Genomic DNA, 13,887 nt, shown 5'->3' with positions numbered 1-13,887 from the left:
GGCCTTTGATGTCTCCTGCCGCGGTCTATGAAGTGGGAACTGGCAAGTCTCTCGCGACGATTGGCGAAGTTCCCTGGGAGGCGCTGAGGCCTGGTGACACGGTTCGCATCCACTGGAGGGCACAGCCTTACCATGAAAAGTGGGTCTTGTGCTTCCGTGGCACCCAGGAACAGCCCATCACCATCAGCGGCGTGCCAGGACCGAAAGGGCAACTGCCGGTGATCGACGGTCAGGATGCGACGAAGCGTCCGGTGCTGAGCTATTGGGGTGAGGAACGCGGAGTGCTGAAGATCGGCGGAGCCAACAAGCCAGCGGATCGAATGCCGGCACACATCTTGATCGAAAACCTCGACATCCGTGGCGCGCGGCGACCCTTCACCTTTGCCGGGCGGAAAGGAGCCACCGCTTACAGCAAAGACGCGGCGAGTGTGATCGTGGAAAAGGCTGACCATCTGGTGCTGCGAAATCTAACCCTGCACGACAGCGGCAACGGACTCATGATCAGCGCCCAGTCCAGCAATGTGCGGGTGGAAGGCTGCCACATCTATGACAATGGCAATCCAGGCAGCATCACCGAACACAACGCCTACACCGAGTGCAACGGCATCGTCTTCGAGGGCAACCACTTCGGCCCGCTGCGGAAAGGCTGCCTGGGGATCAACCTCAAGGATCGCTCCGCAGGTCTGGTGGTCGCTTACAACTGGATCGAAGGCGGCAGCCGCCAGCTCGATCTCGTGGATGCCACGGGCAACAAAGCCCTAAACGCCTCTCCCGAATACAGGCGCACGCTGGTGTATGGCAATGTGCTCATTGAGAACGAGGACGGCGGCAACAACCAGATCGTCCACTACGGTGGCGACAGCACCAAGACCGCAGGCTACCGCAAAGGGGTGCTGCATTTCTACCACAACACCGTCGTTTCCCACCGAACCAAAACCACGGTGCTGTTCCGCCCCTCCACTCCCGAAGAGAAAGTGGAATGCCATGGCAACATCCTGCATGTCACCGTTCCGGGGATGAAGCTTTCGCTCATGGGCGGCAGTGGCACGCTGACCCTGGGGAAGAACTGGCTGACCTCCGGCTGGGTGAAGGCGGTCGAAGAACTCAAGCTCGATCTGAAGACTTTGGAGCCTTCCCTGGAGGGGAAAGAGCCAGGCTTTGTATCGCTGAAGAAACTGGACCTGACTCTCCTGCCTGATTCCCCCTGCAAGGGCGCTGGGGCAACTTTCGCAGCAGAACTTCCGAAGCCAGCCAAGCGCTACGTGAAGCATCAGAAGCTGGAGGAATTAGCCACCGGGACCCCACTGAACCTGGGCGGTCTTTGACCCTCCACTCGCCATCGTCACACACCGCGTATGTCTTTGAATCTCAAGTTATCCGCCGCCCTTCTCAGTCTGCTCCTGCTGAGCAGTTCTCCGGCTCAGTCATTGCAAGACCCCTGGGAGGCGAGCTATGCCAATCTGGATGCCACGGCTCCCCATGTGCTCGCCTGCTGGAAGTTTGATGAGTTTCCTTTGTCGGATGCTTCCGGGCATGGCGCGCAGCTCTTTTTGAAAACAGCGACCTTGCAGCCTCAAGGTCGCTTTGGAGGTGGACTGACCTTTCGTATCAAGGCTGGCAAAGGACGCTACGTCGCCCTGACTCAGCCATCACTTGCGCGCCTTTCGCCTGTCGCTGCCTTTTCGGCGGAGATGTGGGTTCGGGCCAATGAACACATTCAGACCACAGAGAACGCCTATTTGATGGATAAGCAGGGGGAGCGTCTGGAGGATTACCGCTGGAGCCTCATGGCTGCCGATGAGCGTGGCCTACGCCGCATGGCGGTGAGTCTGGGTTTCGGAGCAGAGGCCAAAGAGTTCCTCTCGGAGCCTTTGCTGATTCCTGCCGGTCAGTGGCGGCATCTGGCCTTCACTTATGATGCTGCCGGCAGGGTGGAGTTCTTTGCCGATGCAGAATCCCTGGGAGTCGTTTTTCAGAAGGGTTGTGGAGCTTTGCAGGCGGGGGATCAGCCTTTGAGTCTTGGCGAAGGGCTCAAGCTTTCAGCCTCGTTCCCCGGTGACATCGACGAAGTCCGCTTGTGCGATGGCGTGCGCGGTTTCGCCCCGTTTGCGCTGGAGCTGGCAGGCCTTCGCCGTGTCTGGCAGAGGCAGGAGCAATCGACCTCCTGGAAGATCACCTGCACGAATTTGCGGCCTGTTCCCCTGGTCGGAGCTGGCATGACCTACACCGTGGGCGGGACCACTCAGTCGTTCATTCTGCCTGACCTTGAGCCGGGCGCCAAATACGCGACTGACTTCGCGCCTGACACCTCTTTGAAGCCTGACACCTATCAGATGGAGGCGGTGATTCGCAGCGGCAATCTTCAATTGAGCCGCAAGAAGGAGTTCCAAATCGTGCCGCGTCTTCCCGCCAGTCTTCCCGTCATCATGCAGGGCGCAAAGGTCGATGATCTGCCGCAACTGCAACCTCTGGCCTGCACCCATTGGGTGGGCTTTACCAATGATGACTCTCCCTACCTGGGACCTCATGGGAAGACGCATCATCTGGATACCCTGCCCTGGCTGGATGCCGGGCTCGTCGCCGGACTCCGCACCATCGTTGCTCTTGAACCCTGGCGGGCCATGCTGCCGAAAAGTGCCTTTCATCGCATGAATCGCGATGGCAAAACCTACGAGCCGGCCGACCTCAATGCCACCAATCGCGGTGTGGTCGGCCTGACCACCAACTGCGCCCGACGTTTCATGGTCAACTACCGTGAAAACAAAATCTGGACCGGCACTTGGTTAAACTCCTCCCCGCTCAGCCAGTCCCAGCCAGGCTTCAGCAAGGAGGAGAAGGAGGCCTATCAGAAGTTTTCCACGCATGAAATTCCGCCCGAGGTTCAAAGCGGTGGCGGTGTGGACTGGAAGACGCTGCCAGGCTTTCCAGCGGATCGAGTCATCCCGGACGATCATCCAATCCTTGCCTATTACCGCTGGTTCTGGTCCGAAGGCAATGGCTGGAAGGGCGTCCATGAAGGCTGGCTTCAGGGCCTGGATCGTGAACGTGGGGAACGCCTGGACATCTGGTCCATGCAAGATCCCGCCGTGCGTCAGCCTTCCATCGGTGGAACGTCCGGGCCGGTGAACTACATCGCCGATCAGACCTCGGATGCCCGTGACCCGATGCTCACGGGGCTTTGTCTGGATCAGCTCCTGGCCATGCGTCAGGCGAATGCCCGCGAACAGGGAGTCTTCGGCATTCTGCCATTGAGCTGGGAGCGCGAAACCGTCTCGCCCCTCGGGGCAGAAGGCACGGCGGAAAGCATCCTGATGGCCGAGCGCACCGCTCCTGTCCGGCGGGTCACCCTGTCCCCCGCAATCCTGAAAGAGTCTCTCTGGATGACGCTTGCCCGCCCTGTGAAGGGGCTCGTGTGCACGGGCTGGTCTGCCTTGCTTCCCACCACCGATGCCATCGGTATGGATCGCTCGACGCATCCTCATGCCCGCACCATATTCCGTGACTTCGCCGACCGCATCCTCCGGCCTCTCGGCCCCATGCTGGCACGTCGTCAGCAGTCGCGCTCACCCGTGGCCATGGTGGAGAGCTTTACTTCGCAGATGTTCGCGGGACGCGGCATCTACCGCAAAGGTTCACCTCGCTCCTTGGAAGTCTGGCAGGCTCTCCAGCGCGCGCACATCCAGGCAGACTTGGTCTATGAGGAAATCCTCTCCGCCGGTGGACTCGATGGTCGTGACATCCTCATCATGACCGAGTGTGATGTCCTGCCCGCGAGCCTCGTGGAAAAATTAAAGCAGTGGCAACAGGGCGGCGGCAAGATCATCGCCGACGAGCACCTCTGCCCTGCCCTGAAAGCAGATGCTTTATTGTCTGAAGCGCCTGTGCCAGCTCCGCCAGCAAGCCCACCGGAAGCCCCTGCACCTGCCAACGGCACGCCCGCTCCAACACCCGCCGCTCCTCCCCCCGCGCCCGCTTCCTTGTCGGAAAGACTTGCCCAAATCTGCCAAGACCTCGGCTGGCTGCCGCGCGTGACCTGCGACAGCCCCGATGTCATCCTCCATGCCAGCAGCACGGGGGAAGCCACCTGTCTTTTCGTCATCAACAACAGCCGTGAGGCCGGCACCTATGTCGGGCAGCATGGTCTCGTGAAGGAGAATGGACTGCCCGTCACCGCCAGTCTGAATCTTGGCTCCGACAGCATCAACGTCTATGACCTCACACGCTCCGCCTTTGTCCTGCCAAAGCGCGAGGACAACGGGCTCACCATTCCGCTGAAACTCGGGCCTGCGGAAGGCCGCGTGTTCCTGCTCTCATCCGCCCCCCTGCTCGAATTGAACCTCGATCTGCCCGAGACCGCCACCTGCGGAAATGTCGCCGAAGCACGCATCACCCTGAACACCTCCGGAGGTCGCCCCATGCCCGCCGCCATTCCTGTCGCCGTGCGCATTCGCGATGCCGATGGCGCCCCCGCCGAGTGGGACGGGTATCACGTCGTCGAGGATGGCGTGCTCACCCTGCCTCTCGATCTCGCCAAGAACGAAACGCCCGGCACCTGGGAAGTGCACGTGCGCGAGCTGGCCTCCGGCATCGAGACCGTGAAGTGGATGAAGGTGCAACGGCCATGAGGCCACCGCCCCCGCGTCGCCCAGAGCTTCGCGCATCATCATGAGAAGGGGCTGATTACTACAGGATTCACAAGAGGGTCAGGATTCACAGGTCTGAAAATCCTGTTCATCCTGTCAATCATGTCAATCCTGTCACCAAGGCCCTGATTAACAATCAGTTGTCGATTGGATGCGCCAGCCCTGACCATCCCCCCACACCCGAGTTCAAAACTCGGGGCACCAATGTACGAGTTGAAAACTCGTTCTACGACCTCCTCAGCGCCATGAGCAGCTCGTCCACCTTGGTGAAGAGCGACTGCATCTGCGTCTGACTGTATTCCGCATCCGCCACCTGGCTCAGCATGGTGACCGCGTTCGAGTTGCTGCTCGTCGTCGCGATGGCGGCATTCATGTCTGCCAGCGACACTTCACCGGGCGGGCCACTCTGGCCCATGGGAATGCCGAAGGTCAGGTGCAGCACGTCGCCGACCACCGACACACTCACCTCCGCCGGATCACCCGCGGGCAGTGTGTTCACCGCATCCACCACCGCCGAGGAAATCGTCGTCACCGCGTCGATGAGCGTGTTGAGGCCATTGAGTTGGGAACGCATCACCGCACTCGAAAGCGGCGAGTTTTCAGCAGGCTGGGATGGGTCGAAGGGCATGGCTTAGAAGAAGTTGACCGTGGTTGAGGCTCGCTGCGCGAGCGTTGACGGTGGTTGACCGTTGTTTTGAAGCGGGGGCTGTTCTCGGCTCTCGGCTCTGAGTATCCACTGTAAACCATCGTCAACGGCGCGAAGCGCCCTCAACAACCGTCAACGGCTCGGCGCTCCAGCGCGCTACACCACACGGATCTGCGCGGGATCACTCCACGAGCCCATCACGCCCTTGCGGCCCACCGTGCGCACGCACACCCAGACCACCGTGCCGGGGGTGAAGCCTTCCAGATCCCAGCACGACTGCCGAGAAAGATACCTTACGCAAGCATTCCGCTCATCTCATGAAGCAGGATGAGCGATACGCTCTGCTCTTGCCCTCGTGCCCGGTCTCGCAGAGACTGCTGGTATCATGAGTGACTTTCCTTCCGAACCGCCCCAGCCGCCGCAGAAGCCCCTGCCCTCTCCGGAGGAGATCACGCGGAAGCTGGAGGATTTCATCAAGAACAGTCTCGGCGGGCAGGTGGTCTTTTCCCGCATCGAGCCTCACAACCTTGGCACGAAGACGCCTGAACTGGAAGAGGGCGACTCCGAGCCCCAGGCTGAGGAGGACAACAGCTCGATCTTTGATTTCCGCTACAAGCCTGCGGACATCAAAGCGCATCTCGACCGCTTTGTGATCCGTCAGGATGAGGCGAAGAAGGTGCTGGCGACGGCGGTCTGCGATCACTACAACCATGCGCGGATGCTGCGGGAGCATGAGTCCCAGCCGGGGGCTCAGGCGCTGGAGTTCTCCAAGCAGAATGTCGTGATCACGGGGCCGACGGGTGTGGGCAAGACTTACCTGGTGAAGCACATTGCCGAGCTGATCGGCGTGCCGTTTGTGAAGGCGGATGCGACGAAGTTCAGCGAGACGGGCTATGTGGGGGCGGATGTGGATGATCTGGTGCGCGATCTGGTGGCGAAGGCGAATGGCAATGTGGAGCTGGCCGAGCACGGGATCATTTACCTGGATGAGATCGACAAGCTGGCGACGGGCGGCGAGGGCCGGATCGGGCGGGATGTGAGCGGGCGTGGCGTGCAGACGGCGCTGCTGAAGCTGATGGAGGAGACGGAGGTGCCGCTCTACGCGAGCAATGACTTCCGCAGCCAGATGAAGATGATGTTTGAGATGCGCCAGGGCAAGAAGCAGGGGCGTGAGGTGATCAACACGCGGAACATCCTGTTCATCGTCAGCGGGGCGTTTTCAGGCATCGAGAAGATCATCGAGAAGCGCCAGAGCAAGGCGACCATCGGATTTGGTGCGGCGGTGGCGGAGAATCCGAGCAGCGAGGAGCTGATGCGCCAGGCGATGACGAAGGATTTCATCGACTACGGCTTCGAGGCGGAGTTCATCGGGCGGCTGCCGGTGCGGGTGTTTTGTGATTCGCTGACGGCGGACGATCTCTTCCTGATCATGAAGAAGAGTGAGGGCAGTCTGATCCGCCAGTATGAGCGCGAGTTTCATGCCTATGGCGTGCGCGCCACCTTCCAGGATGAGGCTCTGCGTGTGCTCGCCGGGCGCGCTGCGGAGGAGAAGACGGGAGCCCGAGGTCTCGTGACCGCCTGGGAAAAGGTGCTGCGTGACTTCAAGTTCGAGCTGCCGAGCCTGGGCCTGCCGGAGATCGTGATCGACGCAGCGCTGGTGAATGATCCCCTGACACGGCTGGAGCGCTGCCGCAGTGAAGCGGAGAAGCTGCAAACCGATGGGCGCGCGGATGAGGTGCGCGCCTTCGCCGTTCGTTTTGCCGATGAATCCGGCTTTCATCTGGATTTCGACAGCTTTGCCATCTCGGCTCTGGTGCAGCGTGCGGAGCGTGAGGGCAGCGCGATCGACGTGATGTGTTCGCGGCTCTTTAAAGACTTTGCCTTTGGCCTGAAACTGATCTCACGGGGCACGGGTCAGACCACTTTCCAACTCGACCGCCAGGCCGTGGATGCGCCGGACAAGTATCTGAGCGATCTCGTCGTGAATTCTTATCGCCAACCCGAAGCCAACTCGCCATCCTCCGCTCCGCATGAATCGTAATCGCGCCGCCGTCCTCTTCATTGGTGTCCTCGTCAGTGCTCCGCTGCTGGCACTGTATCACTTTGGTGTCTTCCCGGAGGCTGCCCGATGGATCAGCGGGCGTCTGCCCAATCTGCTCGTGCTGCCCGAAGGAGTGCTGCGTCATTCATTGCCCCTGCAGTACCTGTTTTACACCGTGCTCGCCTTCAGCAGTGCGTGGCTGGGCATGGAGCTGGAGGCGGCCTGGAAGAAGTATCTGTATCTGCTCGGCCTCTCCTTCCTGACGCTCCTGCTCACGCCGATCCTGGCGCTGAATGGTGTGCTCTTTGAGCCGTTCTCGGGCATCCTCGCCGCGAGCTTTGCCATGCTCATCGGCGTGATGGTGAGTGATCGAGCACTGGACAGTCTTTCAAGGGTCAAGGCTGAGGAACCAGCGTGACCTCCGTGCTGACCACGGCGTCGCGTTCGTCGAAGATCGTGAAGAACCAGGTGTTGGCGTTAGCGGGTGGTTTGGGTGCGGAGATGGTCGTGCCGTCAATGATCGCGGGGATGCTGGTCCACTGGCGCTTTGAGCGCAGGCCGGTATCGGTGGTGTAGTTGAGCTTGGCGGCTTTGAGTGCGGTGCTGGACGTGCAGGTGACGACGACTTGTTCGCCTTTGATCTCGGGTTTGCCGGGCACGGGAAGAGCTTTGCCAGCGCGGCATTTGGAGTCGATGAAAAGACCGATCTCCTGCGGTGCCCAGCCGGGCGGATGACCATGCGGCATGTTCACCTGGATGCGCATCTGCTTCTCACCGGGGACGACGGCGTAGCTCTTCATGTAGCTGTCGAGGACGTAGTGGACATCGTTCGTGCCATTGACGAAAAGGATGGGCACACGGCAGCGCGGCAGAAGGCTGCCGGGATCGTAGGCTTTGACCCAGTCGGCGGCGCGGGCGCCGAGCTTGTCGATGCTGGGTTTCTGCACGGACTCACCTTCATGGAGGAAGCCGCAGCCATAGACAGGGACGGCGGCTTTGAAGCGATCATCCAGCGAGGCGACGAGGCAGGTGGTGTAGCCTCCCCAACTGATGCCTGTGACGGCGGTGTGCTCAGCATCGACTTCGGGAAAGCTGCGCAGCAAGGTATGAGCGCGCATGACGCTGGCGGCGGCGTGGAAGGGCCAGTCGTCACTCGTGTCACCGCCGATGCTGTCGAACTTCTCGGGAGCCCCATGCGGCGGGCCGCCCTTTGGCAGACGTGTTCGCGTGCCGCGGTGACCATTGCCGATGGCGATGCCTTTGGCGTCGAACTCCACCTCGGGCGGGCGCGAGCCATTTAGATCCATCGCGATGGCGGCATAGCCACGCCTGGCCCAAAGCTGCGCCCATTCCGCGAAGGCGGTGCCGCCACCGCCGTGAATGAGCACTACGCCGGGAAACTTGGCACCTGCTTTGGCTTCGCCCAGGGTGATGGGGGAAGCATAAAAGGCGAAGACTTCGGTGTCATGGCCCAGATATTTTTCACCGGCATAGGTCAGTGAGTGAATGGGCTGATCCTGACGCACCCATTTCATGGCAGGCACGTTGCTTTTGAGTGCATCGAGATCCCATGAGCCGACTTTTTCAGCGTGAAGGGCAGGTGCGATGGCGGAGAGTAAGGCGGCGGTAAAGAGTGGGAACCTCATGGCGGTCTGATCAAACGCCGCCACGCGACTGATTCCGAGCGAATTTTTCATGTGCTTTGACTGAATGAACAATGCGTTTGCAGGAGTGCGTGTTCAGCAGAATCATGAGTGGATGATTCCTGCCCCCCTTCGCATCGTTCTCAGTCTGGCGCTCCTGCTCACGCTGGCCTCCTGCGGGTCCTCCCCCCGAGTGCGCGGAGTGCCCAGGAATCTGCCGAAGATCGATCTTCATGGCTCCGCCGCGACACCGTCCCACAGCATGGAGAAGGAAGATTACCCCTTTGCTCCCAATGGTGAATACCTCACGGCCTGGGCTTCCAACAGCGGACGTGCGGGATCGGTTTCAGATTATGATTCGTGGCAGAAGTCACATGAAGGATCAGTTTCACGGAGGAATCCATCCCCTGTGAGGAAAGTGCCATCGTCTAGCAGCAAGAAGAAGAGCTCCTCATCCAGCAAATCGAAAGGTGGCAGCAGCTACACCATCAAGAAGGGAGACACGCTCGGAGCGATCGCCCAAAGGAACGGCACCACGGTGTCCAAGATCAAAGCCGCCAACGGCATGTCCTCGGATTTCATCCGCGAAGGCAAGACCCTGAAGATCCCGAAATAATCGGCCACCCCCATGCTGCGATTGATCCTCAGTGCGCTGCTGTTCGTGATGCTCCAGGCACCCGCCTGGGCGCTGAGCTTCTCCACGGTGGTGATCGATGCCGGGCATGGCGGCAAAGACGGGGGCTGTGTTCATCACGGGCTCATTGAAAAGAAAATCTGCCTGGACGTGGCCCTGCGTCTGGAGCGAACCCTCAAAGCCAAGGGGCTGCGAGTGGTGATGACCCGGCGCACCGATTCCTTTGTCTCCCTCGAACAGCGTGCCGCCATCGCCAACCGGCAAAAGAACGCGCTCTTTGTCAGCATTCACTTCAATGCCAGCCGGGATAAATCCATCAGCGGGATGGAGGTGTTTTATCGCAGCGATAAAGGCAAGACCGTGGCGGCAAAAATCCTCCGCAGCATGGATGTGAACTGCAAAGGGGTGAATCGCGGCATCTTTTATCAAGATCTCAAAGTCCTGCGAGCCACACGGATGACTGCCGTGCTCGTGGAGGGCGGCTACTTGAGCCACAAGACCGACTCCAGCCGATGTGCGACCGCTTATCATCGCGAAGAACTGGCCAAAGCCATCGCCCGCGGCATCCTGGCGGCCCGATCATGAGTGCTGAAACCACCGCCCAGCTCGTCGTCCGCGTCACACCAAATGCCCGGCGGTCCGAAATCCTTGGCTGGGGAGCGGATGAGAAAGGCCGCCCCGTGCTGCTGATCAAGCTGGCCGCGCCACCCGTGGATGGAAAGGCGAACACCGAGCTTGTCCGCTTCATGGCTGACTGCCTCAGTTGTTCCAAAAGCAGAGTGCAACTCGTGCGTGGGGAGGGCAGCCGACAGAAGGTGCTGGACGTTCCGGCAGAGTGTCTTGTGAAACTGCCTGCGCGTTGAAAGGGTTTCTCCATTTGACGCCGTCATAGCAGCGGGCTAGAAACTCGCCCGAACGTTTCCTCTCCTGCTCGGTCAAACCCAGCCCTATGCAATCTGCCCGTCTCTTTTCCTGTGTCACACTGGCCATCAGCCTTCTCGCCATTACCGGTGATGCCTTCAGTTCACCTCTGCCTGCGGATCATCCCTGCGGTGAGCTGGTCAAAAAATACCTCACCAGTGTCGTGAACCAGGAATGGAAGACCGCCTCCAGCTTGCTCCAGGCTTCCTCTTTGGAGCGCAAACAAAAGGAAACCATCGCCATCATCAAGACCGCCCCCACGATGACCGAGGAGCAGCAGATGCTGGAACGCTTTGGCGTGAAAGAAATCCGCGAACTCGAAAAGCTCACTCCCCAGGAATTCTACATCCTTGATCGCGAAGCCTGGCACAAGCGCATCAACGCCGCCGCTGATGTCACCAAGCGCAAGCAGGACACCCTCAAGATCGACGTGCTCGGCCTCGTCGAAGAAAAGGAAAAAGGTTTCGTTCACGCCACCGTCCGCACCTCCCAGGAAACGCTCACGGATCGTATCGAAGAACTCTTCCTCATCTCCTTCGTCAAGCAGGGCGACTCCTGGACCATCTCCCCTGAGATGAAGGATCGCCCGCTCATCACGCCTCTTGATGGCAAGAAGGCTGAAGGCGAAGCGAAGAGCAAGTAAGCTGCTACTAATGTCATTTCCAAAGGCGGAAGGCTTTCGAGTCTTCCGCCTTTTGTTTGATCCACCGGCGGGCGCGGGACAGTGAGTCAGTGTTCAGCATGAGCCGCTGGATCACGGCAGCTTCAGTATGCCAGCCCCCACCTGCGTCACTGGAGCACCGGTGCGCTGGGCGTTGGTGCTCAATACCAGCGGGATGTTCACCGCCTGATAATTCCGACTGAGCAAGGCTGCCACTCCACCGCTGACCAGCGCCGCAGCCTGGGAAGTGCCGCTGCCGATCACGGTCTTGCCATCGCTATACCCGGAGACGATGCCGACTCCGGGTGCGGAGATGAAGAGGCCCTCCCCGGAGTTTGAGAAGTAGGCCTGCCGCCCCTGTGCATCCACGGCGGCCACGCTGATGACCTTTTCATAACCCGCTGGATAGGCCAGGGATGACGCCTGCTCATTGCCCGCTGCGGCGACGACGGTGACGCCACGGCTGATGGCATAGGCCACGGCGTCCCGCAGCATGGTGGCATCTGCGGCGGAGCCGAGGCTGATATTGATGACGCGCGCTCCTGCGTCCACGGCTTGGAGTATGCCTTGAGCGACGAAGGCTGTGTTTCCCGCGCCGGTGGAGTCTGCCACCCGCACATCAAGGATCTCACTGGCCGGGGCGACTCCGCCGTGGACGGCGTCCCGCCCAGCGATGAGGGATGCCATGGCGGTGCCGTGCCCATGCAGCGGGAGGCCGTCTTTGACGAGATCGATGTGGGTGATCTTGACGCCTGCGAGGTCTGGGTGGTCAGTGACTCCAGTGTCGAGCACGGCCACCTTGATGCCTGCTCCCCAGCGGCTGCGATCGCGGTCCGCGCCGATCATGCCGAGTCCGCTGCTTTCAAAGGGGGCGGCTCCGCCTGCGTTGGCAGCATCCTTGGCAGGTTCCTTGGGAACGCCCGGCACCCAGGCGCGGTAGTTGGGTCCCACATTGGCGTAGTCTTTCGCGTGCTCGCGCAGCTCCTGCGCCATCCTCCCGGCATCCCGATAGCGCACGCGAGCGACTTTTAGCCGGGCATCGCTGTAGAGGATCTCCATCCCGGCCAGCCCTGCCCGGACGCGGAAGGCATTCAGTGCTTCTGGTGACTCAAAGGTGAGGAGGAGCTCCCCCGGCACGGCGGACTTGGAGTTGTTCAGTTCTGCCAGCTTCTGGATGAGATCATCCTGCACTGGCACTGCGGCAGGGGCCACGGCTCCGGATGTGGCCGCCTTGCCCGCCTGCTTTCCCACCTGGGCCGAGCTTTTCTCGAAAGGTGGGGGCGCGGAGGCCCCCTCCTCCACCATGTCTGTGGTCTCCAGCGCCAGCCAGCCCAAGGCTCCAAAGGAGATGAGGCAGAGCACGACACTCAGCGAGAGGAAGATTTTGGGCCAGGAGTTCATGAGTGCAGACTAGGACTCCCCTGCCCTGCTGCATGTTTCATCTTTGAGCCGGAGTGCTTTACTTCTTTTTGAGGATGACGTCTCCCAGGCTGAACATGGGGCCGTAGATGGCGTAGATGAGGAAGCCGACGATGACGCCGAGGACGAGCATGGTGAGGGGCTCGATGAGTTTGTCGAGGGAGGCAGCGAGGTTGTCGAGCTCCTCTTCGTAGTCGTCGGCGATCTCGGTGAGCATCTCGGTGCCGGAGCCGGTCTCGGAGGCGAGTTCGATGAGGCCGCAGAGGTTGCGCCCGTCGGTGCCGAGCCAGTGGGATTCGAGGAGGAAGGCTTCGTGGAGATTGCGGCCGACGGTGATGTGATCGCGCAGGCGGGTGAAGAATTCTTTGTAATGGTAGTGCCAGGAGGCGGAGGCGGTGATCTCCAGGGCGCCAGTGAGGCGGATGTTGGACTCGGTGAGCATGGCGAGCGTGCGGAAGCCGGTGGAGGCGGCGGCTTTGCGGACGAGATTGCCGATGACGGGGAGCTTGAGACAGAGGTCCTGGGTCCAGCGCTGGGCCATGATCTTGCCGAAATTGGAGAAGAGCATGTACAGGCCAACCAAAGGGATGGCGACCATGTAGGGCTGGTGGAGGAAGAGGTTGGAGAGCCAGATGAGGATCTTGGTGGGGACGGGCAGCTCAGTGCCGAAGCTGGCGAAGAGCTTGGCCATGGCGGGCACGAGGGTGAAGCTCATGACGATGACAACGATGACACCGAGGACCATGACGATGGCCGGGTAGATCATGGCGCCCTTGAGCTTCTTGAGAGTCTTGGAGGACTTTTTCTGGGCGATGCCGATGCGCTTGCAGACGCGGGCGAGCTGACCGGCTTCTTCCCCGGCGAAGAGGAGGGAGAGGATGTCAGCGGAGAAGAGATGGGGATACTTGGCCATCGCCTCGCTGAATTTCTCCCCCTGGGTGATGGCATAGACGACATCGGCGATCATGCCTTTGTAGGCGGGGGAGCTGACGCGGTTGACCTGGAGTTTCAGGCCTTTGACCATGCTGATGTTACGCTCAAGGCAGCGTCCGAGCCCGGAGAAGAAGGCACCGCAGTCTTCATTGCCAGGCTTCGGGGAGGTAAGAACCTGGAGCTTTTCATCGAAGCCGCCGACGTCCTCGATGACAGCGGTCTCGTTGGACGACATGCCGCAGCCGATGATGGCTTTGTCATGCGTGTCGGTGGTGACCAGAGTGATGGCCTTGTGCCCGGTGTTGATGTTGGTGATGGTGACTTTTTTGAGCATGACCGTGGAACA

General features: G+C 60.6%; 12 protein-coding genes. 8 read left to right on the top strand and 4 right to left on the bottom strand.

What is annotated here, in order from left to right:
• Positions 1–8: 8 nt before the first annotated feature.
• Complete coding sequence (locus AC6FTP_RS04765; RefSeq protein ID WP_497205759.1) at positions 9–1,325, top strand: right-handed parallel beta-helix repeat-containing protein; 1,317 nt, start codon at positions 9–11, stop codon at positions 1,323–1,325.
• Between the two features lie 30 nt (positions 1,326–1,355).
• Positions 1,356–4,625: a LamG domain-containing protein gene (locus tag AC6FTP_RS04760; protein ID WP_497205758.1), complete on the top strand. Its 3,270-nt coding sequence runs from the start codon at positions 1,356–1,358 to the stop codon at positions 4,623–4,625.
• Positions 4,626–4,869: 244 nt separating this feature from the next.
• On the opposite strand, the gene AC6FTP_RS04755 is transcribed toward AC6FTP_RS04760, so the two are convergent.
• Positions 4,870–5,271, bottom strand: coding sequence for a hypothetical protein (locus tag AC6FTP_RS04755; protein ID WP_497205757.1), 402 nt, complete (start codon positions 5,269–5,271; stop codon positions 4,870–4,872).
• Positions 5,272–5,674: 403 nt separating this feature from the next.
• Here AC6FTP_RS04755 and AC6FTP_RS04750 point away from each other — a divergent pair, with 403 nt between their 5' ends.
• Positions 5,675–7,330 (top strand): AAA family ATPase, encoded by a 1,656-nt coding sequence (locus tag AC6FTP_RS04750; RefSeq protein ID WP_497205756.1) that lies wholly within the window; start codon positions 5,675–5,677, stop codon positions 7,328–7,330.
• Positions 7,320–7,748 carry a hypothetical protein gene (locus AC6FTP_RS04745; protein ID WP_497205755.1) on the top strand — a complete coding sequence of 143 codons (429 nt, stop codon included), beginning with the start codon at positions 7,320–7,322 and terminating at the stop codon, positions 7,746–7,748. Before AC6FTP_RS04750 ends, AC6FTP_RS04745 begins: the two co-directional genes overlap by 11 nt.
• Here the strand turns inward: AC6FTP_RS04745 and AC6FTP_RS04740 are convergent.
• A complete protein-coding gene (locus AC6FTP_RS04740; protein ID WP_497205754.1) occupies positions 7,726–9,027 on the bottom strand; it encodes an alpha/beta hydrolase family protein in 1,302 nt (433 codons plus the stop codon). The two genes, AC6FTP_RS04745 and AC6FTP_RS04740, sit on opposite strands and share 23 nt — an antisense overlap.
• A 61-nt stretch (positions 9,028–9,088) precedes the next feature.
• On the opposite strand from AC6FTP_RS04740, the gene AC6FTP_RS04735 reads away from it, so the two are divergent.
• The 4 genes from AC6FTP_RS04735 to AC6FTP_RS04720 all read left to right on the top strand — a co-directional run bounded on the left by AC6FTP_RS04735 (position 9,089) and on the right by AC6FTP_RS04720 (position 11,171).
• Positions 9,089–9,589 carry a LysM peptidoglycan-binding domain-containing protein gene (locus AC6FTP_RS04735; RefSeq protein ID WP_497205753.1) on the top strand — a complete coding sequence of 167 codons (501 nt, stop codon included), beginning with the start codon at positions 9,089–9,091 and terminating at the stop codon, positions 9,587–9,589.
• Positions 9,590–9,601: 12 nt separating this feature from the next.
• Positions 9,602–10,192 carry an N-acetylmuramoyl-L-alanine amidase family protein gene (locus AC6FTP_RS04730; RefSeq protein ID WP_497205752.1) on the top strand — a complete coding sequence of 197 codons (591 nt, stop codon included), beginning with the start codon at positions 9,602–9,604 and terminating at the stop codon, positions 10,190–10,192.
• On the top strand, positions 10,189–10,470 hold the full coding sequence (locus tag AC6FTP_RS04725; protein WP_497205751.1) for a DUF167 domain-containing protein: 282 nt from the start codon (positions 10,189–10,191) through the stop codon (positions 10,468–10,470). Before AC6FTP_RS04730 ends, AC6FTP_RS04725 begins: the two co-directional genes overlap by 4 nt.
• 86 nt (positions 10,471–10,556) lie before the next feature.
• On the top strand, positions 10,557–11,171 hold the full coding sequence (locus AC6FTP_RS04720) for a hypothetical protein (RefSeq protein ID WP_497205750.1): 615 nt from the start codon (positions 10,557–10,559) through the stop codon (positions 11,169–11,171).
• 111 nt (positions 11,172–11,282) lie between these two features.
• Here the strand turns inward: AC6FTP_RS04720 and AC6FTP_RS04715 are convergent, their stop codons facing one another.
• Positions 11,283–12,590 carry a S8 family serine peptidase gene (locus tag AC6FTP_RS04715; RefSeq protein ID WP_497205749.1) on the bottom strand — a complete coding sequence of 436 codons (1,308 nt, stop codon included), beginning with the start codon at positions 12,588–12,590 and terminating at the stop codon, positions 11,283–11,285.
• Positions 12,591–12,648: 58 nt separating this feature from the next.
• Positions 12,649–13,875 (bottom strand): type II secretion system F family protein, encoded by a 1,227-nt coding sequence (locus AC6FTP_RS04710; RefSeq protein ID WP_497205748.1) that lies wholly within the window; start codon positions 13,873–13,875, stop codon positions 12,649–12,651.
• Positions 13,876–13,887: the final 12 nt, after the last annotated feature.

The sequence above is a fragment of the Prosthecobacter sp. genome (assembly GCF_044378005.1).
Taxonomy (GTDB): domain Bacteria; phylum Verrucomicrobiota; class Verrucomicrobiia; order Verrucomicrobiales; family Verrucomicrobiaceae; genus Prosthecobacter.
This window is presented reverse-complemented; position numbering and strand designations above follow the sequence as displayed.

What these genes read in the sequence shown, in the direction of transcription:
- AC6FTP_RS04765 (WP_497205759.1), top strand. Translation starts at nt 9, where the DNA reads ATGTCTCCTGCCGCGGTCTATGAAGTGGGAACTGGCAAGTCTCTCGCG.
- AC6FTP_RS04760 (WP_497205758.1), top strand. Translation starts at nt 1,356, where the DNA reads ATGTCTTTGAATCTCAAGTTATCCGCCGCCCTTCTCAGTCTGCTCCTG.
- AC6FTP_RS04755 (WP_497205757.1), bottom strand. Translation starts at nt 5,271, where the DNA reads ATGCCCTTCGACCCATCCCAGCCTGCTGAAAACTCGCCGCTTTCGAGT.
- AC6FTP_RS04750 (WP_497205756.1), top strand. Translation starts at nt 5,675, where the DNA reads ATGAGTGACTTTCCTTCCGAACCGCCCCAGCCGCCGCAGAAGCCCCTG.
- AC6FTP_RS04745 (WP_497205755.1), top strand. Translation starts at nt 7,320, where the DNA reads ATGAATCGTAATCGCGCCGCCGTCCTCTTCATTGGTGTCCTCGTCAGT.
- AC6FTP_RS04740 (WP_497205754.1), bottom strand. Translation starts at nt 9,027, where the DNA reads ATGAAAAATTCGCTCGGAATCAGTCGCGTGGCGGCGTTTGATCAGACC.
- AC6FTP_RS04735 (WP_497205753.1), top strand. Translation starts at nt 9,089, where the DNA reads ATGATTCCTGCCCCCCTTCGCATCGTTCTCAGTCTGGCGCTCCTGCTC.
- AC6FTP_RS04730 (WP_497205752.1), top strand. Translation starts at nt 9,602, where the DNA reads ATGCTGCGATTGATCCTCAGTGCGCTGCTGTTCGTGATGCTCCAGGCA.
- AC6FTP_RS04725 (WP_497205751.1), top strand. Translation starts at nt 10,189, where the DNA reads ATGAGTGCTGAAACCACCGCCCAGCTCGTCGTCCGCGTCACACCAAAT.
- AC6FTP_RS04720 (WP_497205750.1), top strand. Translation starts at nt 10,557, where the DNA reads ATGCAATCTGCCCGTCTCTTTTCCTGTGTCACACTGGCCATCAGCCTT.
- AC6FTP_RS04715 (WP_497205749.1), bottom strand. Translation starts at nt 12,590, where the DNA reads ATGAACTCCTGGCCCAAAATCTTCCTCTCGCTGAGTGTCGTGCTCTGC.
- AC6FTP_RS04710 (WP_497205748.1), bottom strand. Translation starts at nt 13,875, where the DNA reads ATGCTCAAAAAAGTCACCATCACCAACATCAACACCGGGCACAAGGCC.